The organism is Roseibium sp. FZY0029 (assembly GCF_036350355.1).
In the GTDB taxonomy this organism is placed as follows: Bacteria; Pseudomonadota; Alphaproteobacteria; order Rhizobiales; family Stappiaceae; genus Roseibium.
This window is the reverse complement of record NZ_JAZDVZ010000006.1, coordinates 26,359-49,331: the sequence shown is the minus strand read 5'-3', so window position 1 is coordinate 49,331 and position 22,973 is coordinate 26,359. Positions and strand designations below refer to the sequence as shown.

At 61.1% G+C, this 22,973-nt stretch carries 23 protein-coding genes and 1 tRNA gene; 16 read left to right on the top strand and 8 right to left on the bottom strand.

What is annotated here, in order from left to right; genetic code table 11:
• Positions 1-210: 210 nt before the first annotated feature.
• Positions 211-837, bottom strand: a complete 627-nt coding sequence (gene cmk / locus V1T76_RS18020) for a (d)CMP kinase (RefSeq protein WP_330562035.1) — start codon at positions 835-837, stop codon at positions 211-213.
• Positions 834-2,189, bottom strand: coding sequence for a 3-phosphoshikimate 1-carboxyvinyltransferase (gene aroA, locus V1T76_RS18015; protein WP_330562034.1), 1,356 nt, complete (start codon positions 2,187-2,189; stop codon positions 834-836). Before aroA ends, cmk begins: the two co-directional genes overlap by 4 nt.
• Before the next feature lie 323 nt (positions 2,190-2,512).
• Here aroA and V1T76_RS18010 point away from each other — a divergent pair, with 323 nt between their 5' ends.
• Complete coding sequence (locus tag V1T76_RS18010; RefSeq protein ID WP_006940296.1) at positions 2,513-2,905, top strand: TIGR02300 family protein; 393 nt, start codon at positions 2,513-2,515, stop codon at positions 2,903-2,905.
• A gap of 152 nt (positions 2,906-3,057) precedes the next feature.
• Positions 3,058-3,133: transfer RNA gene (locus V1T76_RS18005), tRNA-Ala, on the top strand.
• Positions 3,134-3,283: 150 nt separating this feature from the next.
• On the opposite strand, the gene V1T76_RS18000 is transcribed toward V1T76_RS18005, so the two are convergent.
• The 3 genes from V1T76_RS18000 to V1T76_RS17990 all read right to left on the bottom strand — a co-directional run bounded on the left by V1T76_RS18000 (position 3,284) and on the right by V1T76_RS17990 (position 5,158).
• Complete coding sequence (locus V1T76_RS18000; protein ID WP_330562033.1) at positions 3,284-3,853, bottom strand: LysE family translocator; 570 nt, start codon at positions 3,851-3,853, stop codon at positions 3,284-3,286.
• A 30-nt stretch (positions 3,854-3,883) separates the two neighbouring features.
• On the bottom strand, positions 3,884-4,285 hold the full coding sequence (locus tag V1T76_RS17995) for a DUF2000 domain-containing protein (protein WP_330562032.1): 402 nt from the start codon (positions 4,283-4,285) through the stop codon (positions 3,884-3,886).
• A 66-nt stretch (positions 4,286-4,351) separates the two neighbouring features.
• Positions 4,352-5,158 carry an AraC family transcriptional regulator gene (locus tag V1T76_RS17990; protein WP_330562031.1) on the bottom strand — a complete coding sequence of 269 codons (807 nt, stop codon included), beginning with the start codon at positions 5,156-5,158 and terminating at the stop codon, positions 4,352-4,354.
• A gap of 392 nt (positions 5,159-5,550) precedes the next feature.
• On the opposite strand from V1T76_RS17990, the gene V1T76_RS17985 reads away from it, so the two are divergent.
• The 6 genes from V1T76_RS17985 to V1T76_RS17960 are packed head-to-tail and all read left to right on the top strand — an operon-like array spanning position 5,551 to position 11,722.
• Positions 5,551-6,084: a GtrA family protein gene (locus V1T76_RS17985; protein ID WP_330562030.1), complete on the top strand. Its 534-nt coding sequence runs from the start codon at positions 5,551-5,553 to the stop codon at positions 6,082-6,084.
• 9 nt (positions 6,085-6,093) lie between these two features.
• Entirely contained in the window at positions 6,094-6,882 is a 789-nt protein-coding gene (locus V1T76_RS17980) for a glycosyltransferase family 2 protein (RefSeq protein ID WP_330562029.1), read from the top strand.
• Positions 6,883-6,892: 10 nt separating this feature from the next.
• Entirely contained in the window at positions 6,893-7,831 is a 939-nt protein-coding gene (locus V1T76_RS17975; RefSeq protein WP_330562028.1) for a lysylphosphatidylglycerol synthase domain-containing protein, read from the top strand.
• Positions 7,828-9,300, top strand: coding sequence for a hypothetical protein (locus V1T76_RS17970; RefSeq protein ID WP_330562027.1), 1,473 nt, complete (start codon positions 7,828-7,830; stop codon positions 9,298-9,300). The genes V1T76_RS17975 and V1T76_RS17970 overlap by 4 nt, the downstream gene beginning before the upstream one ends.
• Positions 9,300-10,058 (top strand): glycosyltransferase family 2 protein, encoded by a 759-nt coding sequence (locus V1T76_RS17965; protein ID WP_330562026.1) that lies wholly within the window; start codon positions 9,300-9,302, stop codon positions 10,056-10,058. The genes V1T76_RS17970 and V1T76_RS17965 overlap by 1 nt, the downstream gene beginning before the upstream one ends.
• Entirely contained in the window at positions 10,055-11,722 is a 1,668-nt protein-coding gene (locus V1T76_RS17960) for a hypothetical protein (RefSeq protein ID WP_330562025.1), read from the top strand. The genes V1T76_RS17965 and V1T76_RS17960 overlap by 4 nt, the downstream gene beginning before the upstream one ends.
• A gap of 74 nt (positions 11,723-11,796) precedes the next feature.
• Here V1T76_RS17960 and V1T76_RS17955 read toward each other — a convergent pair whose 3' ends face one another.
• On the bottom strand, positions 11,797-12,174 hold the full coding sequence (locus V1T76_RS17955) for an HAD hydrolase family protein (protein WP_330562336.1): 378 nt from the start codon (positions 12,172-12,174) through the stop codon (positions 11,797-11,799).
• Between the two features lie 363 nt (positions 12,175-12,537).
• On the opposite strand from V1T76_RS17955, the gene V1T76_RS17950 reads away from it, so the two are divergent.
• The 7 genes from V1T76_RS17950 (at position 12,538) to V1T76_RS17920 (ending at position 20,601) form a co-directional block, all read left to right on the top strand.
• Entirely contained in the window at positions 12,538-13,908 is a 1,371-nt protein-coding gene (locus V1T76_RS17950; RefSeq protein WP_006933880.1) for an ABC transporter substrate-binding protein, read from the top strand.
• A gap of 65 nt (positions 13,909-13,973) precedes the next feature.
• A complete protein-coding gene (locus V1T76_RS17945; protein WP_330562024.1) occupies positions 13,974-15,281 on the top strand; it encodes a carbohydrate ABC transporter permease in 1,308 nt (435 codons plus the stop codon).
• A 13-nt stretch (positions 15,282-15,294) separates the two neighbouring features.
• Positions 15,295-16,122, top strand: coding sequence for a carbohydrate ABC transporter permease (locus tag V1T76_RS17940; RefSeq protein WP_330562023.1), 828 nt, complete (start codon positions 15,295-15,297; stop codon positions 16,120-16,122).
• Complete coding sequence (locus V1T76_RS17935) at positions 16,122-17,180, top strand: ABC transporter ATP-binding protein (protein WP_330562022.1); 1,059 nt, start codon at positions 16,122-16,124, stop codon at positions 17,178-17,180. The genes V1T76_RS17940 and V1T76_RS17935 overlap by 1 nt, the downstream gene beginning before the upstream one ends.
• Positions 17,180-18,661 carry a glycerophosphodiester phosphodiesterase gene (locus V1T76_RS17930; RefSeq protein ID WP_330562021.1) on the top strand — a complete coding sequence of 494 codons (1,482 nt, stop codon included), beginning with the start codon at positions 17,180-17,182 and terminating at the stop codon, positions 18,659-18,661. The genes V1T76_RS17935 and V1T76_RS17930 overlap by 1 nt, the downstream gene beginning before the upstream one ends.
• Before the next feature lie 11 nt (positions 18,662-18,672).
• Positions 18,673-19,701, top strand: coding sequence for a LacI family DNA-binding transcriptional regulator (locus V1T76_RS17925; RefSeq protein ID WP_330562020.1), 1,029 nt, complete (start codon positions 18,673-18,675; stop codon positions 19,699-19,701).
• Between the two features lie 69 nt (positions 19,702-19,770).
• On the top strand, positions 19,771-20,601 hold the full coding sequence (locus V1T76_RS17920; RefSeq protein ID WP_330562019.1) for a TolB family protein: 831 nt from the start codon (positions 19,771-19,773) through the stop codon (positions 20,599-20,601).
• Positions 20,602-20,620: 19 nt separating this feature from the next.
• Here V1T76_RS17920 and V1T76_RS17915 read toward each other — a convergent pair whose 3' ends face one another.
• Entirely contained in the window at positions 20,621-21,541 is a 921-nt protein-coding gene (locus V1T76_RS17915; protein WP_330562018.1) for a DMT family transporter, read from the bottom strand.
• Positions 21,542-21,687: 146 nt separating this feature from the next.
• Here V1T76_RS17915 and V1T76_RS17910 point away from each other — a divergent pair, with 146 nt between their 5' ends.
• Positions 21,688-22,530: a LysR substrate-binding domain-containing protein gene (locus V1T76_RS17910; RefSeq protein WP_330562017.1), complete on the top strand. Its 843-nt coding sequence runs from the start codon at positions 21,688-21,690 to the stop codon at positions 22,528-22,530.
• A 42-nt stretch (positions 22,531-22,572) separates the two neighbouring features.
• Here the strand turns inward: V1T76_RS17910 and V1T76_RS17905 are convergent, their stop codons facing one another.
• The gene (locus tag V1T76_RS17905; RefSeq protein ID WP_006933902.1) at positions 22,573-22,923 is read right to left on the bottom strand and encodes a carboxymuconolactone decarboxylase family protein; all 351 of its coding nucleotides are present in this window, start codon (positions 22,921-22,923) and stop codon (positions 22,573-22,575) included.
• Positions 22,924-22,973 lie beyond the last annotated feature (50 nt).

Here is a 22,973-nt window from a genome sequence, read left to right as displayed (position 1 = left end):
TTCTCCCGGGATCGCGGTTTCCGCTGATCCTGCCGCTTTTTAAAGCGGGCCGGCGGGGCGAGAGGCGGAAAATCCGGTCTCGTCACAGGTCGCCGCAATGGGCGCCCTGCCGAAATTCTCTGTCGTTCCATAAAAGAACCGATGGCCTGAGGCCACATGCGTTCCGGATGCACAAACAGGGGCGCACCGGTGGTGAACCCCTTGTCCTTATCAGGCATCCCTGGCGCGGGAAACGATATCCACAGCCGCCTGGAACGCGGTCTCTATATCCATTTCTGTCGTATCAAGCAAGACCGCATCGTCTGCCTGGCGCATCGGAGCCACAGTTCGCTTGGAATCGCGCTCGTCCCGGCGCTTGAGATCCTCCAGAACGGCGGCATATTGCGCGTCCTGTCCCTTGGAGACCATCTCGTCGGTCCTGCGCTTTGCGCGGGCCTCGGGAGAGGCTGTCACGAACAGCTTCACCGTCGCATCGGGGCATACCACCGTGCCGATGTCGCGCCCGTCGAGAACGGCACCGGGAGGTGTCTGCGCGAACCGGCGCTGAAGCTGTACCAGCTCCTCGCGAAGACCACCCAGCACCGCAATGCGCGATGCCGCCTCGCCGATCTCGTGTGCCGACAGGACCGACTTGTCCATCTGGGCGAGGTCAAGATTATGGGCGATCTCGATGGCCACGCCCTCGTCGCCAAGCGGCAGGCCGTTGGCAAGGAGTGCGGCCGCGACGGCGCGATAGGTCAGCCCGGTGTCCAGGTGGCGCAGTCCGAAATGGTCAGCCAGCCGGCGGGAAAGGGTACCCTTGCCGGATGCGGCCGGTCCGTCGATTGCGATGATCATGCGGCCTCGCTGGTGTTTGCGGTAATCTGAGCGCCAAGGCCGTCGAAGAGGCTGGTGAACGTCGGGAAGCTGGTCGCGATCACCGCGCCGTCGTCCACCGTCACCGGCTTGTGGGCGGCCATGCCCAGCACCAGGAACGACATGGCGATGCGGTGGTCGAGATGGGTCACCACCGTGCCGCCGCCGATGGCATTGGCGCCGCCGGTCACGGTCAGCGTGTCTTCGGTTTCAACGCAAGGGATGCCGTTGGCTTCCAGTCCGCGGGCGACTGCGGCCAGACGGTCGGATTCCTTCACGCGCAATTCGTCTAGCCCGGGCATGAAGGTCTCGCCTTCAGCAAAGGCAGCGGCAACGGCCAGCACCGGATATTCATCGATCATCGACGGCGCGCGCTCGGCCGGTACGGTGATGCCTTTCAGCTTGCTGGCCTTCACGTGCAGATCGCCCACTTCCTCACCGCCCGTTTCGCGCCGGTTGAGAATGGAGATGTCGCCGCCCATTTCGATCAAGGTGGTGATCAGTCCGTTGCGGTGCTCGTTCAACAGAACGTTCTCGATGACAATGTCAGACCCCGGCACGATCAGCGCGGCCACCAGCGGGAACGCTGCGGAGGAGGGGTCGCCAGGCACGTCGATGTCCTGCGGCTTCAGCTCCGGCTGGCCCTGCAGCTTGATCACGCGTTCGCCGGCTTCATTCAGGGTCACGGAAATATCGGCGCCGAACCCCTTCAGCATCTTTTCCGTATGATCACGGGTCGGGATCGGTTCGATCACGGTGGTTTCGCCAGCCGCATTGAGGCCGGCCAGCAGAACGGCCGATTTCACCTGTGCAGACGGCATCGGCACCCGGTAGGTGATCGGCAGCGCCTGCTCCGGGCCCCGGATTGAGGCCGGCAGACGGTCGCCGTCGCGGGCAATCACGTTGGTGCCCATGTCGCGTAGCGGATTGAGCACGCGGCCCATCGGCCGTTTGGACAGGGAGGCATCGCCCACAAACGTGGCGGCGATGTTGTGGCTGCCGAGAATGCCCATGGTCAGGCGCACGCCGGTGCCGGCGTTGCCAAAATCGATGACGTGTTCCGGCTCCAGCAGGCTGCCGAGCCCGATCCCGTCCACGGTATAGCTGCCGTCTTCGAGTTTGGTAATGGTCGCGCCGACGGCGCGCATGGCATCAGCCGTCGCCAGAACATCTTCCGATTCAAGCAGACCCTTCACGGTGGTCCGGCCAACGGCAAGCGCGCCGAACATCAGGGATCTGTGCGAGATGGATTTGTCGCCGGGCACGCGGATCGTGCCGGTCAAGGGGCTGCCCAGCCTGGAAGTCAGTGGCTTGAGCGCAGAATCGTGTGACATTTTCAATGTCCGCAAATTGGATCGGTTGTCAAAAGGTGACACGTCCTATCATGTGGACGCGCCTGCGTCATCCGTTCAGACCGCCCGAATCTCAACTTCGCGGGATTTCCCGGCATTGGCCGAACGGCAACGGATTCAACCGTGTGCCGGTCTGCAGGTCGTGTGGGTAACGCTGTCAGGCGCTTGAAATTTGAGTCACAACGTGCAGAACAATAATCCGAAGAATGTTTTTCGATTGATTTGCCTTTGACACCGGAACGGCTTGACGCTATGGGGCCACCCACGAATTCAAGTCGATTACATAACGAAGAAGGGTGAGCACAGTGGCAAAACCTGAACTTGGCACAAAGCGGCTTTGCCCGAGCTGCGGCGCCAAATACTACGATCTCAACCGCAACCCGATCACCTGCCCCAAATGCGGCACGGTGTTCGAGGCGGTCATGACCTCCCGTGCCGCGAAGGCTGCGAAGGTCGAAGAGACGCCGGAAGACGATGAAGACGAGGACGACGTCGCGGCTCCGGAAATCGTGACCTTGGAAGAGGCCGATGCAGAAGCCGAAGGCGGCGATGACGATGTGCCGGATCTGGAAGATACGGACGTCGATCTCGATGACGACGAAAGCAGCGACGACGACGTCTTCATCGACGATGAGGACGAAGACGAAGAATCCGTTCCGGGCATCCGCGTCGAAATCGACGAAGATCCGGATCGCTAAACTATTGTCCGGGCAGGCTTTTCCGCCTGTCCGGGCTTTTCCACAAGCGGCGGAAATGATCCTGATATTTTCTGCTTGATCTTGTGTGGAGGTGTGACTATAACCCGCCTCCATCGACGCCGGACACCCAAGCCGGTGCGCATATGGAACATGGGGCCATAGCTCAGTTGGGAGAGCGCTACAATGGCATTGTAGAGGTCAGGGGTTCGATTCCCCTTGGCTCCACCATTCCTCTTTCGGACAGCTCCAGATAAATCTGCCTTATCCGCCAGATGCATTGCCTCTGAGCCACTAGCCTTATGCCGAAGCGGCCTTTCTCCGAGACAAAGGCGAGCAGGGACAAAGCGGGGCAAAGCTGCCTCGGAAGCGAAAGAGACTTCATCCGAAAGTCTTGCCCAACATCCACGTCACCGCGATCACGAGTGCGAGGGCCATCGCACGGTTGAGCAAACGCATCCGGTTGGGCGTGATTTGAGCGCCGCCCCAGGCCCACATGGCCAGGGATGCCCAACAGATTGCGCCGAAAAGCGCGGCGAACACTGCCAGTCCCGTGACGGGGTCGGTCAGCGGCAGCACGAATGCCGAAAGCGACGAGATCACCGTAAGCCACGCTTTCGGGTTTAACCCCTGAACCAGCACCCCCGACCAGAAGCCTGGCGTACGGAGGAAGTTTGGGCGGTCTGTTACCCCGTCGTCGCGGAGGAGGCCCACTGCCATCCAGATCAGATAGGTGCTGCCGATCACCATCATCGGGACTTGCAATGCCGTGATCCACGCTGCCCCGCCCAGGAGGCCCGCGCCCAAGGCGAGGAGAATGAGGAGAAAACTTGCAGTAGCGCCAGTGACAAAGATCAGAGCCTGCCCCATCCCGTAGCGCGCGCCGGTCATCGCTCCGATGATGTTGACCGGCCCGGGCGTTGCCGAGGCAGCAACGGCAAAGCCTGACATGGCCACAATTGTTTCCAACGTAGGCATGGGTCAGCGCAACAAGGGCAGGCGGCCACAAATGCGATCGACCTTCTTTCTGGGTCCTCCAAGCAGGATCGCTTGCGGTGCATGGTCGGAGATTGGCCTGGACGCGATCCGGGCCGTGTAATCGACATAGTCCTTCGCCTCGAAGGCGTCGCGCATGTAAGCCAACCGGACCGGTAGGTCCTCTGCGGCGAAGAACAGCGCAGGCAGATCGTCGGCAGGGGCACTCAGGACCGGAAGGGCGGTATTGGTAATACCGGGAAGGCAAACGCCGTCGTGGGTTGGCGTCTCGGCTCCGATGAGGTCCGGGCGAAGGTGTCCAAGGCTCATCCCCAGAACGGCGGCGAAATTGGCTTTCACGCCGAGGGGGAGCTCCTGGGACAAAATGATAACAGGTTTGAATGACATGAACGCGCTCCTTTCGGAACGCTATTGGCATGGACTGGTCCGGGAGGATTGGACAAAAGTGAACCGTCAGTGCCGTTTCAGAGCGCCGGGTGTCACGCCGTAATGACGGCGAAACTGCCGGATCAAATGGGCCTGATCACAGAACCCCGCTTCGTGGGCAGCTTCAGCCGCAGGAACGCCATCCAGTAGCAACCGCTGCGCATGATCGACACGGGCCTGGACGATCAGGGCGTGCGGCGTCATGCCGGTGGCGCGTCGGACACTTCGGATCAGGTAGGACACGCTGAGATTGGCTTCGGCCGCCAGATCATCAAGGGTCAGAGGCTCGCCGGTCTCGACCGCTGCCATCACTCGCGCCCGCACCAGACCGACCGTCGCAGGTTCGCGGCCGGAGGGACGCAGGTCCGCTCTGCCATAGCAAGTGAACGCGACGGAGAGAACATCGTGAACAGCCTCTTCCACTGCCAGGGTCCGGTCAGCCGACGCGGGCATGTTCACAAAACGGGCAAGGTCACCGAGTGCTCGTGCCAGCCGAAGGCCGTGGTCCCGGGGAGCGACCTGGCTGAAACCGCGCAGCTCTTTCAGATCGAGGATGGCGCGCACCGCCTCTTCCGACGCATAGAGCATATTGTAACGCACGTGGTTGGTCGCGGCATGCCCGGTATGGGGCTCCTCGGGATTCATGAGCGAAAGTGACCCCGCAGGAAGCGTCATGCTCTCACCGCGGCAGATGTACCCGCCGGCGCCAGCGGCGATGGCGCCTATGGCAAATCCTTCGTGCGCGTGCCGGGTGAAGGTCTGCCGACTGAACGAAGCCTCGAAGAGCTGAACCCCGTGATGCCAGCCGAGATGGTGATAGCGATTGCCCTGCATCGCCGGAAAATAGCATCGTGGATTTGTCTTGGTAAGGTCTTGGAAGGGCTCTTTCCACCCGTTTGCAGCGCGCTGTTTGAACGGCAGCTTCGGGTGCTGCCAAAGCCCATGAAAGGCAAATCTCACAGACAAAAGACGACATCGCAGCTCGGCCTTGCACACGTACTGACACCGGCCCGAAAGGCTGATCCATTGTCAGATTCGCCGATTAACGGCATTGAAACAATTCAACGTTAGGGTTTCGCAGCGTGAGATCGGGTCGTTTCGGTCGCTGAGTTCGGCGGAAACGGCTTCTTTGTTTTCAGGATGTGAACAGGTTTTTCCGATGCCGGCCGAGGGCAATTTCAGCACATGGATCGACCGTCATTCCCGTGCTTGCTGACGGTGGCTTCATGAAGCATATCGGAAGCGTATCCAACGTTGCGGATCGTGACGGCAAACAGAAGTCAGGGTTGTCTTCCTTGAACCGTTACAATGCAATTGCAAAGCGCTTCTCGGGGTTTGCCCTGATCTCCGGAATCGGCTGGTGCTTGGATTTCCTGACCATGGCAACGCTCACGCAGAGCGGTCTGCCCGTGTTCTGGGCGAATTTCATCGGTGCCTTCTGCGGTGTGACCTTCGTCTTCTTCGTTGCCGGAAAGCACATTTTCGAAAAGGCCGGCAACAGATCGACGGCAACTCTTCTGGTGCTCTACTGGATCTGGCAGGTCGTTGCGGTGACGGCCGCCTCTGCCCTGACGGCCGCCTTGAGCTGGGCGTTGTTGTCACTGCTGGAGGCCGCCGGCGGAACGGCTTTCGTGGCCGGGTTCAGCTTGAAGCCGGTGACCCTGTGCGGCATTACCGCCAAGATGCTGGTCACGCCGTTCACCCTTGTCGCGAATTTCTTTTTCATGCGGTTTCTGCTCGAACACCGCAAGTCAGATTGAGGGGCCTTCATGACCGGCCGCGTTCTTGTTTTCATTCCCTGCTACAATTGCGAAGCGCAGATCCCGCGTGTGCTGAAACAGCTTGAGGCACCCGAGGTGAAGGCTGTCGTCGATGGCGTCCTGTGTGTCGACAACCGCTCGACGGACGGCACGCGTGAGGCGGCCGAGGCCGGATTGACGAAGCTCGGATATGCCGAAACCGCGCTGCTGCACAACGACGACAATTATGGTCTTGGCGGGTCGCACAAGGTTGCGATCAACTTCGCGATGGTGAACGGCTACGACTATCTGGTCGTGCTGCACGGCGATGATCAGGGTTCGATCACCGACCTGGTGCCGCATATATTGGCCGGCCGCCACAAGGACCTCGATTTCCTGATGGGCGCGCGCTTCATGAAAGGCTCAAAGCTGGAGGGCTATTCGCTGGTGCGCACGGCGGCCAATCATGCCTTCAACCTGATCTTCTCGGCCATCAGCGGCCAGCGTCTCTTCGACCTCGGCTCCGGGTTGAACCTCTTCCGGGTCGAGGCTTTCAGGTCCGGCTTCCACCTGAAATACGCCGACGACCTGACGTTCAATTATTACCTGATCCTGGGTGTCGTGCGGAACCGGTTCCGGCTGGCGTTCTTTCCGCTGACCTGGCGTGAAGACGACCAGATCTCCAACGCCAAGCTCGGCAAGATGGGCGTTCAGCTCCTGCGTATCGTCGGCTTCCGTCTGTTCAGGCCATCGGCTTTCTTTGCCGCCGATCACAGGCAGACACCGCGCGCCGCCTATCCCTCGACGCGGATTGCCTGAGGTGCGGGCCGTGCGGACATCTGGCCGGTTGCGAAATGCCAGGCTGCCAGCGGGCCTTGCCCTGCATTATGCGGTCCTGTTCCTGCCGTTCGGCCTTGCGCTCTGGTGGCTGGTTGAACAGGGGGTGGCCGACCTTGCCGGCAAGCCCTGGCAGGCACTTGTTCTTGCAGGAAGCATCTACCTCGCCTCCCATTGCGTGCGCGCCGTGCGTCTGGCGATCATGGCTTCGCGGCTGCTCGGCATATCCGGGCGCTCCAGCGCGCTCCTGCATATGGTGACCAGCCCGGGCGCCCTTGTCATTCCCTTCAAGCTCGGCGAGATCCTGAGGCTGCATCAGCTCTGGTATCTGGGCAAAAGCTTTCCCGGGGCGCTGATCATCATTCTCCTGGAGCGGTTTTTCGACGGGCTGATGATCCTGGTGCTGCTTGGCATCGTCTATGCCTATCACGGCCCGCTGGCCACAGGTCCGATGGTTCTTCTGGCCGTCACCAGCATTGCCGTGCTGGCAGGCCTTGTCGTCTTCGTGCTTGGGCCCGGCATCTTGCGGGCCGTGCAGCACTATGTGGTTCTGAACCACCGCAACCCGAATTCACTGCGGCACCTCGGCCAGCTCGACGGTCTGCGCCAGATCACGACACGCGGGGCCGATCTTTTCCGTGTGCAGGGGCCCGTGCTGCTGGTCATGTCCATGGTCATCTGGGGTCTGGAGGCGCTGGCCGCGACAGTGCTGGCCCTGACCTCCGCCAACTTTGTTGGAACCAGCGGGATCGTGCTCCTGGCGGAACGGGTGTTCGAAGGCCCCGTCGCCAGCTTCCAGGGGGTCGTCGGTACCTGGAGCAGCCTGTGTCTTCTGTCCCTTGCGCTGGTCTGGCCGCTTGCCATGTGGATCTACCTGCCGCGCGTGCGCAACGAACCGCTGCGTGCCCAGAACAGGACCGGTGTTTTATGACGAAAGCGCTTTCCGTAATTCTCGATGACCGGGACCCGCCGGCCGAAAGCGTGCGGGCCGCGCTGGGCGAAGTCCGGTTTTCCGACATCATGCGCCGCCGCCAGACCCTGGCGAAAGAACTGACGGCCATGTCGCTGGAGGCCGGAGCGGAATCGGTCGAACATCTGACCTCGCCGGAAAGCGGTGTCGAACTTGCCGACCGCATCCGCGACCGGGGCGATGCGGCCATCTATCTACGCGTGCCGCTTTGCCTGCCGCCGCTTGACCCGGAAGGCTTTTCGGTGCTGGTTCGCAAGGCCGGATACGCCCTGAAGACCATGCTGGCCACCCCGGTGATCGAAGACGAGGCCGTTGCCGTCCTGTTTCACACCGAGGCCGCATCGCTTCTGTGTGCGGACACGCCCGAGGCGCGTCGCCTGCTGCTGCTGTCGCTGCGCGATCGCACGGAGATCATCACGGATCACGCCAGGTTCATCGATATTCGGGAACCGCGCAACCTGATGCTGTTTTTGTCCGGCGCGACAGAACTGCGTCATTTCAATTCCGCCCGTGCGGAAGACAACGTCTTTCACAAGCAGTCCAGCGACATTGCAAAAATGCGTGCCGAGCACGGCTTCTTTCATGCTGCACCACCGGAGCTGCAACGGTTTCTGTTGCCGACCTTCGGCTTCTGGGAAGATGGCAAGCAGGCCGGCTATCGCATGGAGCATCTGGCGATCCCGGACGCGGCGCTGCAATGGGTGCATCACTCCTTCACCGAAGGAGACTTCAGGGTCCTGCTCGATCAGATCTTCAATTATCTGAACGCGAGACCGACGGGAAAGAAAGACCGGGCCCGCGCGGAAACGCAGATACTGGAAAAACTGGACAAGCGCCTCGCGGCGTTCCTGGAAACCGAGCGTGGCAGGCAGACCAACCAGATCCTGGAACGAGCGGGACCGCGCGGCGGTTTGCCCGACATGCTGGAACAGGCCCGACCATTCGTTCGCAAGGCGGTCGCCAGCACGGATCAACTGGTGTTTTCCCATGGCGATCCATGCTTCTCCAACATCCTGTTCGACAGGCGGATCGGTCTGATGCGGCTGATCGATCCGCGTGGCGCCTTGTCCGCGGACGATGCCATGATGCATCCGCTCTATGACGTGGCCAAGATCAGCCACTCCATTCTGGGCAGCTACGACTATGTCAACAATGGCCTGTTCCGCGTCTATCTGAACAAGGACCTGAAGCTGGAACTCGACTGGACGATTGCGCCCCCGGCGGATTGGGCCGAACGGCACTTCTGCGACAGGCTGGAGGCGGAAGGCCTCGACGTTGCCCATGTGCGTGCGGTCGAACTGTCGCTGTTCCTGTCCATGCTGCCGCTTCACACCGACCATCCGGACAAGCTTGTCGGCTTTGCGCTGATCGCGGCCTCGATCCTCGACCAGCTCGAAAGCGGGCAGAAACGCCAGAGAAAGGCCAACTGATGAGCGGCATCGTCGCAATTACCATGGCCGGTCTCGGCAGCCGTTTCACCAAGGCCGGATACGACCGGCCGAAATATGAAATTGAGGCGCTCGGACGGCCCCTGTTCGACTGGTCCATGCTCTCGCTGGAGGCTTACCGGGAAGCCGGCTGGTCGTTCCGTTTTGCCGTGCGCAGTGGATTGAACGCGCCGGACTTCCTGACGGCCCGCTGCAAGGCGCTTGGCATCAAGGTAGACGGCATCGTCCAGCTTGACGAACTGACTGACGGTCAGGCGACGACGGCGCTGGTATTGGTGGCAACAGCCTCCGAAAACCAGCCGCTCGCCATCTTCAACATCGATACCTATGTGGCGCCGGGCGCGATGGCGCCTGCCGACCCGGCGATGTGCGCCGGGCATGTGCCGTGTTTTCCCGGACCGGGTGACGGCTGGTCCTTCGCGCGCACTGACGAGACCGGCCGTGTGGTGGAACTGCGCGAGAAGGAGCGGATCTCCGATCACGCGACCGTTGGTCTCTACTGGTTCGACAGCGTCGCACGTTACCGGGACGTCTATGCCCGTTTCTTCCGCGCAAGCGGAGAGGAGAAGGGCGAGCGCTACATCGCGCCGATGTACAACCAGATCATCGCGGACGGAGCGGATGTCACCATCAGCCAGCTTGCCTTCGAAGATGTCGGCATGCTCGGCACGCCGGAACAGCTGGAAGCCTTCATCGCTTCCCCGCCGCCTTCCGCGGCAAAGTGGACGATAGCCAAATGATTGCCCTTTCGACCTATGCCTTTGCCATCCTGCTGTTTCCGGCGCTCGTTGCGGTCTGGTACCTGCGCAAGGACTACGCCTCCGGCATTGTCGGGCTGCTCTGCCTGGTCGGCGCCGTCGGGCTGATCGTCGTCAGCGCCACGCTGCCGCATCTGTTCTTTGATCACGAACGCTACCTGCACGACCTCTGGACGGCCTTCGACACGGCCAACAAATCCGCCTTCGGCCAGGCCTCGAGCGTCGATTATTTCAGCCCGATCGGCCCGGTCTACGACTGGGTCTTCAGGATCGCGGCGGGTCTGCGTCAGGTGGATGCAACGTCGGTTCCTCTGGCAAACGCCATTTTTGCTCTGGGCACGCTGGTGCTTGCGCTCCTCACGCTGACGCGTCAGGTCAATTTCGGCACGCTCGGTCTTGTGGTGCTGATCGCTGTTGCCACGGTCGTCACGCCGCGCGAACCGGACATGATCTTCGCCCAGACCAGCATGAGCTGGCTCGCCCCCTACAATCGCTGGGCGGCGGCTCTTGCGGCCGTTGTGACGGCAGCCTTCTGCTGTCCACCCGGACGCAGGGGCATACCGGAAGCTTTTCTGCTTGGCGTCTCGATTGCCGTCGTCTGCCTGATCAAGGTCACCTTCGGTGCGGCGCTGGTCGGATTGCTGGTTGTGGCAACAGTGTTCCGGAACGTTTCGATAAAACATGCCGTCGTTGTTCTGCTTGGCCTTGCGGCCTCCCTTGCAGCGGCGGAGCTGGTCACCGGTCAGGTCAGCGCGAACCTTGCGGACATCAAGACCGTCTCCGGATTTGCAAAGGAAGCCTGGCGTATCATCAAGCTGATTACCCAGCTAGGCGAAGCGGCCGTCTGGGCCATCGGCAGTGCCGTGCTTTATCTGCTGCTATGTGAAAACAGCTCTGAGCGAAAACGCTTCACACCTGTCGTTCTGATCCTGGTTGCCGCCGCCATGGCCTGCGTCATTCTCATGCAGAACCACTGGCTGTCTGAAAGCCCGGTCTACGCGGTGCTTCCGGTCATCGCCGCGCAGTGGGCCGGGCTGTTCCGCAAGGACGGGCTCGTGGAGCAGTCGGGGCAAACGGCATCGCAGGCCCTGACGCTCGACATCCTTTCGGTTCTGACCATCGCACTTGCCTTGATCTATCCGGTGCGCGACGGCGGGGCCATGGTCGCGCAGTTCCTGCAAAGCCGGCAATATCCGGCGGACGAACGGCTGGCTGGCACAGGTCAGGCGGGCTTTGTCCTGCATCCGCGCTGGCACGAGCAGCCCGAAGAGGAAGTGACTGTCGACTACAACCGGATGCTGGACGGGTTCAACCTGCTGCGACAGGCCGGGGCGGCGGAGCCGGATGCCGGGCCCGTGCTTGCGCTCAACTTCGCCAACCCGTTTCCATCGCTTCTGAACAAGCCTTCGCCCGCCAGGGTACCGATCTGGTTCCACAACGGCAGAACGTTCTCCAAGGAAATTCACCAGCCGGAAGACGAGTTCTTCTCCGACGCGGAATTCGTTATCGTTGGGCATGGAGACCCGTCTGGCGAAATGCTCTGGGAAATCTACCAGCCTTATGTGCTGGAACACTACCGGGAGGTTGCCACGAGCCCCTCGTGGACCGTCTACCGGAAGAAAGGGCCGGACGGCCAGGACCTTTAACGCCGACCCAGAACCATTAGCGCTGACAAGGCGGCAGGGGCCGCAGGTCACTGGCTGCGGACCCTGTTAAGGCGTCAGTTTTTCGGCGCGTTGTCGAGAAGGGCGTCGATTTCCGGTTTCGACAGGCGGACGAATTCGTCCGGCCGGATGGCGCGGTCGTCGACGTAAAATCCCTCGTGCCCGCACCAGGGCTTGCCGACGAAGATCTCGTCATAGGGAATGTCGTGTTTCTGCAGCCATTCGATGATGATCGGCACGGTGTGCGCCGTGATCTTGCCGACGTTGTTTTCGTGCGTCCGCATGTTGCGTGCGGTCTGGATGACGATCTCGAACCCCTGTTCCTTGTACTCCCGCAGCTTTTCGACAAGGGGCAGGTTCGGTGAGACGTTCCGGTAGTCGGAGGTATCCGCCAGGGTCAGGGTTCCGTCCAGATCGATAACAAGGCGCTTAATGGGTTCAACTCCCCGCTGGTCCGGCTCCGCAGAGACCGGAAGATCATGAAATTGCCGTTCGGGGTGTTGCTATACCCAAAAATCATCAAGGCCGGGTAAAGCCCGCTCCCCGGTTCTGTCGTGCCGGGGCTGCCTCTTCAGGTGTCGCCAGGTCTGCTGTCGTCCTGCCGTCGTGATCCGCTTTTACACTCTGGCTGAAACAGGACCTGCCGCATGTCCCGGTCCTGATATTCCGCAAGGCTGTCATATGCCCGTAATACCCGCCCGCTAGAACGCCGCTTGCACACGTGTGCAAGCGCATTTGTTCTTTCCAAGGCACTTCCGGGAGTGAGGTGCCCCAACACAGACAGCAGGCGAAATACGATGAGCATTCTTGTTTCCAAACTGCGCCAGTCCACAGCGGCTGCCGTTCTGGCACTCACAACCGCGGCCTTTGCCGGAGACGCCCTGGCCAAAGACCTCACCATCACCGTCTGGGCAGGTGGTTCCAACGACAGCGACGTCTACCGTCTCGATGCCATCGAGATGGCGGCCGACATCCTGTCCCGCGAATATGCGATCCGTGGCGAAGAGCTGAACATCAGCGTTGAAAAGAAGCGCGACTTTGCCGGCTGGGACGAATTCAGGCAGGCCGTGACCCTGGCCGCCGAAGCAGGCAGCGCGCCGAACATCGTCGTGACCAGCCACCTGGACATCGCGCCCTGGAGCCAGTCGGGCCTGATCGTTCCGGTCGAGGATTATGTCGATATGGACACCTGGCCGATCAACAACATCTACGAAAACCTGCTCGATATCACGACCTATAACGGCGTCGTTTATGGTCTGCCGCAGGATGCGGAAAGCCGTCCGTTCTTCTTCTGGCGCGATACCATGAAGAAGATCGGCTACACCGACGAAGAGATCGACGCGCTCCCGGCCAAGGTGGAAGCTGGCGAATACACACTCCAGAACGTGCTGGAAGATGCCAAGAAAGCTGTCGACATGGAAATCGTAGAGGAAGGTTACGGCTTCTATCCGCGCGTTTCCAACGGTCCGGACTATGCCCAGTTCTACCAGTCGTTCGGCGGTGAGCTGATGGACAAGGAAACCGGTAAGCTGGTCCTGGACAAGCAGGCGATGACCGATTTCTACCAGTTCTTCGTGGACGCGGTGGAAGCAAAGGTGACCCGCAAGAACCACATCGGCACCGAGTGGGACCAGTGGTACGCGGAAGTGGCGTCCGGCAAGGCGGCCCTGTGGCACGGCGGCACCTGGCACTATGCCCGCTACACCGGTAAGGAAGGTCTGGACGATTTCTTCGGCAACATCCAGTTCACGCTCATCCCGGCAGGCAATGAAAACGGCCAGGCCAACACCATCACGCACCCGCTGGCCTACCTGCTCACCAAGCAGGACAACGAAGACGATATCGAGATCGCCGCACAGCTGATCAAGATTGCGTCCGAACCGCGCATCAACACGCTGCATGCCATCAAGTCTGCACACCTGGGCATTGCCAGGGAGCAGTCCAACATCGAGCTTTACGCCAACGATCGTTGGGCAGCCGAAGCAACCCGTCGCCTGCTGCCGTATGCCAATTCCCAGCCGAACAACCCGAACTACGGCAAGTTCTCCGAGATCATGTTCAAGGGTCTGGAAACGGCCTGGACCGGCACGAAATCTCCGGCTGACGCGGTTGCCGAAGTGGAAGCGGAAATGACGGCCGTGCTCGGTGACGACCTGATCGTCCGCTAAGCCATCCATCCTCCATCTGCCTTGCCGGGCGGTCCGCCGCCCGGCTCACCCTTCAAGAGGATAAGATGAAACGCGCGCACCTGCTCGGGCTGGGGTTCATGACCCCTGCGCTCTTCATCATTGTGTTTCTGTTCCTGGCGCCGGTGGTGCTGACAATGATGTTCTCCTTCACCAACATGAGTTCCGGAACCGGCATTTCCTCCGGCGGCGCTTACGAGGTGACGGAACGCACGATCCGGTTGCTCAAGGATCAGGGCTTTCCGGAAACGACGGCCGACCGTCTGGCCGAGGATACCTACAAGATCGACGTTGCCGGTCTCGCAGCTGTCCAGGCCGACTTCGGCAAGGCCTTCGCGCAGGAGATCGAGGCTGAATTGTCCGGCAAGACATTCGCCGGCCGACGTGACCTGGAGCGTGAGCTGAAGCGGCTGAAGGAACGTCCGCGCTCGACTCGGGATCTGAAAAAAGCGGCCGACCTCTTCAAGCGCTCGATCCTCAACACGCGGTTTGAAACCGAGCAAGCCTTTCTGGCGTCCGTGGACGAACTGGATCTCGGTCTTGGAAAAACAGAAACGGCGGAGCTGACCAGAACCGCCTATACCGGCTGGGTCTGGACGACGGAAAACTACAGTCTGATCGCCTCACTGCCGTCTACCCTTCGGGCCGCCGGCAACACGTTGATCTATGTGTCCTTCACCCTGGCGTTCAGCATCGGGTTCGGCCTGTTCCTGGCTGTCACAACTTTCTATCTGCCGTCCGGCGTTGCAACCACCTTTCGCACGATCTGGTTTCTGCCGCGCATCCTGCCGCCGGTCATCTACGTGATGATGTGGAAATGGATGGCCTGGGATACCGGGTTCCTGTCCAGCTTTCTGGCCCATTTCGGCGTACCCCCGCGAAACTGGATGCTGCATTCCGACATCAATGCCTGGGTGGTCGTGGTGCTCATCAACGGTTTCGTTGGCGCTTCGCTCGGCATGATCCTTTTCTCAAGCGCCATCAAGGCAATCCCGGAAACCATGCTGCATGCCAGTGAGGTGGATGGCGCCAACCGTCTCCAGCAAATTCGCTACATCATCATGCCGCAACTCAGATGGCCGATCCTGTTCACCACCGCCTATCAGACGCTCTCGTTGCTGACGTCCTTCGACTACATCTACCTGTCGACGGATGGCGGGCCGGGCAAGGCCACGGAAGTCTGGGCGCTCTATACCTTCCACACCGCGCTGAACAACTACGGCGGCGTGTTGCAATACGGCCTTGGGGCCGCGCTGGCGATGGTCCTGGTGGTCATCGGCATCGCCGCTGCGCTGATCTATCTGCGCCTCTTCAATTTCGACGACCTCGTGGCCAAGCCGCGTATCGAGCAATAGGGGAGAGACGGACATGAGACCCAACTTCCGTATCTGGCCGATCCTGGTGCTGCTCAGCATCCTGTCGTTGCCGCTGGTGCTGATGTATTTCTACCTGGTCGTGGACACCGTCACGGATACTACGGCAGGCTCGCTGCTGCCGGACAGGTTTACCCTCGAACACTGGAAATTCCTGTTCGAAAAGCCGGAAAGCGGCCGCGCAAGCATCTGGCCGGTCACGGCCAACACTTTCCTCTTTGCCTCCGCCACCAGCCTGATCGTCGTGATGGTATCGCTGACCGCAGGCTACGCCCTGTCCAGGTTGAACATGCCGTTCCGCAAGTTCTTTCTTGGCGGCATCTTGACCCTTCATGCCTTTCCGACGGTCACCCTCATAATCGCCATCTTCCTGATGCTGCAGATGAGCGGTCTCTACAACACGCTTATCGGCGTGATCCTGGTGAAGACAGCTTTGGAGCTGCCGCTCGGTATCTGGATCATGAAGGGGTTTTACGACACCGTGCCCTGGGAAATCGAGATGGCCGGGATCACCGATGGCGCCAGCCGCTTCACCGTGTGGTGGAAACTGGTCCTGCCGCAGGTCCAGCCCGGTATAGCGGCTCTGGCGCTGTTCTCGTTCCTGGAAGCCTGGAAGGAGTTCATCCTGCCCCAGGTGCTGGCCCCCAGCGGCGCGTCGCAGGTTCTGGCGACCTATCTTCAGAACACCATCATGGACGACCGCAAGCCGGACTTTAACCTCTTCAAGTCCATCGGGCTGTTCTACGCCCTGCCGGTCATTCTGATCTACGTGGTTTTCAACCGCAAACTCATGAACATCTATGGCGGAGGCACGAAAGGCTGATGCGTATCGCACTTGAAAATTTCACCAAGACGTTTGGTGAAACCACCGTCATCGACAACATGTCCCTGACGATCGACAGCGGCGAGATGCTGGCTCTGCTTGGGCCGTCCGGCTGCGGCAAATCCACCACGCTTTTTGCCGTTTGCGGCATTCACCGCATGGATGGTGGCCGGCTTCTGTTCGGCGAGCGGGACGTTACGACGCTCCCTTCGCAGCAACGCAATGTCGGCGTCGTTTTCCAGAACTACGCGCTTTATCCGCATATGACCGTTCATGAAAACATTGCCTTCCCGCTGAAAGTGCGTCGGGAAAACAGGGCCGATACCGACCGCAAGGTCGAGAAGATTGCAGGCCTTGTCCAGATCGGCGAGTTGATGGCTCGCCGGCCCGCGCAACTCTCCGGCGGGCAGCAGCAGCGTGTCGCGCTGGCACGGGCGCTGGTGCGCGAACCGGACATCCTGCTGCTTGACGAACCGCTGGCCAACCTGGATGCGAAACTGCGTTTGGAAATGCGCTCGGAGATCCGCCGTATCCAGCAGGAAACCGGCATCACAGCGGTGCTTGTCACCCACGATCAGGTGGAAGCCATGTCCATGTGCGACCGCATCGCGATCATGAAAAAGGGTGAGATCGTGCAACTGTCCAGCCCGTCCGAAATGTATGACAACCCGTCATCGGATTTCGTCGCGGGCTTTCTCGGCAATCCGCCGATCGCGTTTCTGGACGGGACAACGGAAGAGGGCGGTTTCCGCCTGGCAAATTCCAGAGTCACCCTGCCGATCCCGTCCAATCTTGCCATTGCCGGCTCAGGCGTGCCGATGCGCCTTGGTGTCCGGCCGGAGTTCTTCCAGCCGGACAATCCGCTGAAGGTGACCGGCAAGGTCAGCTTCGTCGAGATCCAGGGCCGGGAAGAACTTTACGACGTCACTCTGGAGAACGGCGCCGTGCTGCGCTCGATCCAGCCGCATGGCGGCAATCACAAGCTGGGCGACGAAGTGACCTGGGGCATCGCGCAAGACCGCATCCTCGCCTTCGGTCCGGACGGAGGCAGGCTCTGATGGCATCGGTACTGCAAACCTTCCGGCCCGGCCGGGTCTGGCTCAGCGAGCCGCGTTCCTGGCCGCTTTCCATCGCCCATCGCGGCGCGAGCGCTTATGCCTTCGACAACACGTTGCGGGCTTATGAAATTGCCCATGAGCTTGGCGCCGACATGTGGGAGGTCGATGTCCGGCTGACTGCTGACCGGGTTCCGGTTGCCTTTCACGATGAGGATCTGAAAGCGGTCTGCGGCCTTGACCTCAAGGTGGCAGATCTGACGGCAACCCGGCTGCAGGCCCTGACCGCCGAAGCCGGACGCGAGGCGCCCCTGTTCTCGCAGATCGCAGCCCTTGCAGCCCGTCTTGGCGCCAGCATCTATCTGGACGCAAAGGAGGGAGAGGCAGCCTCGCTGGCCGTCGCGGACCTTCTGGAACACCGGATCGAGCGTGTCATCGTCGGCGCGAACACACCGGACTATGCAGCGGCGCTGATTGCAAACGGCTGTCCCTATCCCGTTTCCATCCTGGTCGGCCTTGGCAAGGATCCCTTTCCGATTGCAGACCGATGCGGCGCTGAAATCATCCACCCCTGTTGGGAGCGGGCAGGCCAAAGGCCGGACCACTTGCTCGATGAAGCCTTTTTTGCCAAGGCAAGGGACCGTGGCTTGCCGGTCGTGACCTGGCATGAGGAGCGCGCCGAAGTCATCGAAACGCTTGTGAAGAGGCCGATTCTCGGCATCTGCTCCGATCAGCCGGAAATGGTGGCACGGTTCGCCCGCTCCGCAGGTCCGGGGCCGGAGATTGTCTGCCATCGCGGCGCCTGCAAGATCGCACCTGAAAACACGCTGGCGTCAGCAAAGGCCGCCTGGGCAGCCGGCTTCGCTTACGTTGAGATCGACGTGCAGCAAACGGCGGACGGGCAACTCGTGGTCCATCACGACGCCACGCTCGACCGCACCACGAACGGTTCCGGCGCGATTGCGGAAAAGACAGGCGCTGAACTGGCGATGCTGGACGCGGGGGGAAAGTTTGCTCCGTTTTTCAAAGACGAAGGCATCCCGCTCCTGGGTGCGGTTCTGGAAACAGCCTCGCAGATGGGCGGCAAACTCTATGTCGAGCTGAAGGAGGCCGATCCGCATCACACGGTGAGAAGTGTTCTGGGAACACTGGCGACGGAAGACGTCTTCTTCTGGGCGCAGAATCCCGTGAGGCTTCGGACTATTGAGGAGGCCTTTCCGCAGGCGCGGCTGATGGCGCGGGCGGAGGATTTTGATAGTCTTGAAACCTGCCTGTCTTCGCTCCAGGCAGGCATCATCGAATTCAATGCGTCGAATGCCAGTCTTGAGGCCTTTGAAACGGTCAGGGCTGCCGGGCGAAGGCCGATGATCGCTTACATGGGCAAGGACCCCACCGAGATCGAACGCCTGCTGGCCTTGAAGCCGGATCTCTTCAACGTGAATGAGCCCTTTCTCGTCGCCCGGATGCTCGGTAAAAGCGAATAAACGGAAGAAACATGTCGGACGCACCAGGTTTCAAGAAAACGGTCAATTCCTTCGACGTCGCCCGCCTTGCCGGCGTGTCGCGTTCGGCTGTTTCCAGAACCTTCACGGACGGCGCGAGTGTCTCCAAGGAAACCCGGGACAAGGTCATCGCGGCGGCACGTCAACTCGGGTACCGGGTCAATGTGCTGGCCCGTTCGCTGCACAAGCAGAAGTCCGATCTGGTCGGCGTCGTCGCGGCCGATCTCGACAATCCCTTTCGCTCCGAGCAGATAGACCTTCTGTCGAAGGGGCTGCTGGAATGCGGCTTCAGGCCGATCCTGCTGCGAGGAGAAAAATCGACGGATGTCGCCGATCTGATCGGGTCCCTGCTGCAATACAGCGTTGCCGGTGTCATCGTGACGTCCGACACCCCGCCGGAAGAAATCTGCATCGAATGTCTGGAGAACGGCGTGCCTCTGGTGGTGGTCAACAAGCGCGACCCCGGAGCGCCGGTCGACCGGGTCGTGACCGCCTTCGAGGACGGCGGCCGGATGGCGTGTGAACACCTGATCGCAAGCGGCTGCCGCAAGCTGGCGGTGGTCACGCCGGAACGCTCGTCCTTTTCCATTAATGGACGCGCACTTGCGTTCGAGCAGGCCGCCAATGACAGAGGCGTGCCGGTCCTCCGGATCGCACAGGGCGCACAGACTTACGATGGCGGACTGGTGGCCGCCGAATTCCTTAACCGGGTAAGGGCCGAGGTCGACGGCGTCTTTTGCGCGGCAGATTATCTGGCGCTGGGGGTTCTTGACGGCTTGCGCCACATCCACGGACTGCGAGTGCCGCAGGATATCCAACTGGTTGGCTACGACGACATTCCCCAGGCTGCCTGGAAAGCCTACGACCTGACCACCTTTTCGCAAAGCCGTCAGGACCTGTGCGAGGCAACGCTGGACCTCTTGATGCAGCGTCTGGAAAACCCGGATTTGCCACAACAGGTCAGGGTCTGCGACGTGCATCTGGTGCAACGGACGACCACCCTGGGGATGGCCGGAGGCTGAGCGTGCCGTATCCGCCCTTTCTCAAAAGCGTAGTCCCGTGCCAAGCTCCAGAGAAATCAGGAGCCGCCGATGAAGAGCATTCTTGCAACGATCGATGTTGAAACCGCCACGGAAACCGTTCTCTGCGAGACGGAGCGCCATCTGGAAGCGCCGAACTGGACACCGGACGGGGCGGCTCTGATCGTCAATGGCGGTGGCCGGCTCTACCGGTTTTCGCTCGACGATCCGGGGCTTGTTGAGATCGATACCGGCTTTGCCACAGCCCTCAACAATGATCACGGTCCGTCGCCGGATGGTTCCATGCTGGCGGTCAGCGATGCGACGGAGACCGGGGCAAGCTGCATCTACACGTTGCCCGTGACAGGAGGTGAGCCCCGGCGGGTCACATCGCTAACGCCGTCCTATTGGCACGGCTGGTCGCCGGATGGCGAGACACTTGCCTATGTCGGCAAAAGGCCGGAAACCGGGGGCACGTTTCAGGTCTTCACGATTGGTCTTGATGGCGGTGAAGAACGGCAGATCACCCGCGAGTTCGATCATTGTGACGGGCCGGACTATACGCCCGACGGCAAATGGATCTGGTTCAACGGCGAACGGGAAGGGTCTGTCCAGCTCTGGCGGGTCCAGACGGACGGCAGCGGCTTGCAGCAGATGACGAAGGACGAGCAGGTCAACTGGTTTCCGCATCCGTCTCCCGACGGCAAAACTGTTGCCTACCTCGCCTATGAGGCTGGCACGACTGGCCATCCAGCCGAAAGGACAGTCGAGTTGCGCCTTATGCCCGCTGAAGGCGGTTCGCCGCGCATCCTGCTGTCGCTTTTCGGCGGTCAGGGAACGCTCAATGTTCCGTCCTGGGCACCGGACAGCAGGCGTTTTGCCTATATGCGCTACGAGGTGTGACGGGAGGAGGTTGCGAGAGCTAGCGGGAGGTCGGCGGGATGATCTGCGGGCCTTCGGCTGGGGGCACTGTCCGTATGCCCCAGCGCAAGGTGACCGCAAGACTGGCCAGAATGATCAGTCCGAGGCCGGTCAGCTGCAAAAGACCGATCAGATGGCCGTAGGCCACGGCGTCCACCAGCACGGCGCTGGCCGGATAAAGAAACAAGAGCACGGCGATGACGGGTGTCGTCAGTTTCGGCAGTGCCTTGTAGAGCACGACATAGACACCGCCGGTATGCACGAGCCCGATGACCGCAAGCCAGCCCCACTGATCGGCAGTCAATGTCAGAGGGCTGGCAGGATTGAAGGCTGCCAGCATCACGGTGCCGGTCGCGAATTGAACCGTGGCAAGCTGCGGCGCGGATATCCCGGTCAGTCCCTTGGCGATGATTGTCACGCCGGAATAAAGAAAGGCAGCGGCCAGCGTTGATGCGAGCCCGATGACATAGGACCGGTCTGCTGCCAGCTCCATTCCGCTTAGCCCCGTGGCCAGTGCAAGACCGGCCAGGGCAACACCGATCCAGAGCATCGTGACGACACGAAGCTTTTCCCGGAACACGAACGCGCCCAGCAGCACCACGAGAAACGGCTGGATGTGGAAGGTGATGGTGGCAACGGCAATGCCCGTTCGCTGTATGCCCTCGAAGAACAGCACCCAGTTGCCCGCCATCAGCACGCCGCTGGCAACAGCCATGGCCAGAATGCGCGGCGAAAGCCTAACAAGCCGCATCAGGTCCCCGCGATACTGGCAATAGAGAGCCAGGGCCAGGCCCCCGATTGCACAGCGATAGAAAGCAACGGTGACCGGATCCGCCCCGCTTTCCAGAACACACAGGCCGATCGTGCCAAGCAGGGTCTGTGCCGTGATGAGGCCGATCATGCCTTCCATGTGTCTGGTCATGGGACGTGTCCTGATTGGCAGCGCTCAGCCGCTGCAATTGATGCAACATCGGCGAGGGTCCGCCGTCTGGTGGTAAAGTGCGGCCTCTTTTATTGTTTGGTCAAACGATATAATCTGAAGATACTCTTTAGAACTGTTGAAGAATAATGCAGCTCGATCACGCCCTTCTGCGCACCTTTCTCGCCTGTGTCGATGCCATGAGCTTTTCGCGCGCGGCAACCCGCGTGCACAAGTCGCCGGCGACAGTGTCCATGCAGATCCAGCGGCTGGAAGACCGCATCGGCAAGCCGCTGTTTGTGCGCGACACGCGCAATCTGGCCCTCACGCGGACGGGAGAGGAACTGGAAGGTTACGCAAGGAGAATCCTACGCCTGCACGATGAGGCCGTGGAAGCCTTTCGCCAGCCCGAGATGGAAGGGACGGTCACCATAGGAGCGCCGGACGACTACATCGCCGCAATGCTGCCAAATGTTCTCAGGCGGTTCGCCAGTCTGTTTCCGCGTGTGGAGTTAAACGTCGTCTGTGCCCAATCGACGGCTCTGCTGCCGCAGGTCGAGGATGGCCGGATCGATCTTGCCATCGTCACGCGCACAGGCGGAACGGAAGGGCGGCTCATCCGCAGGGAGCCGATGGTCTGGATCAGCTCCCGCGATGGCCAGGCCCTGGAACGGGACCCGCTGCCCGTTGCGCTTTATGAACCTGGCAGCCAGGCCCGGACGGTTGCGTTGGCCGCGCTGGGGCGCAGTGGCCTGCGCTACCGCTCCGCCTATTCCAGCTTCAGCCATTCGGCGCTGGTCACGCTTGTCGAGGCGGGCCTTGCGGTTGCCGCCGTCGTACAGATGGCGGTTCCCCCGACGGTCGAACGTGTCGATCACGACAGCGGCCTGCCGCCCCTGGACCCGCTGGACATCATTCTGGTACGCAGCAAACACACCCGATCCAGCGCTCGCGAAGCCTTGGCGACCGCACTGCTGGAAGGGGAGGGGTGAGCCTGCCGACAGCCGTCCAGCCTACCGGGGGAAATCTTTTGCTCAGCCGTCGTCTTTCAGCCCGTCAAAGGCTGCGAGCGCCTCGGCGCCATAGATCATCGACGGGCCGCCACCCATGTAGACGGAGACGCCTATCACTTCGAGGATCTCGTCCCTGTTCGCTCCAAGGCGTGCGGCGGCGCGGGCGTGATAGGCCAGGCAGCCATCACAGCGGGCGGTAATGCCGATCGCCAGCGCGATCAGTTCCTTGGTCTTCGCATCGAGAGCACCTGGTGCGGTCGCGGCTTTCGCCAGAGATCCGAAGCCCTTGGCGACCTCCGGAATGCCCTTACGTACAGCGGCCATGCGTTCATCGGTTTGGGCCACAAAGTCGTTCCAGTCGGAAACAGCCATGCTTCATCTCCATGTTGCGGGAAAAACTGCCGGCAGCCTAGGCGTGGACA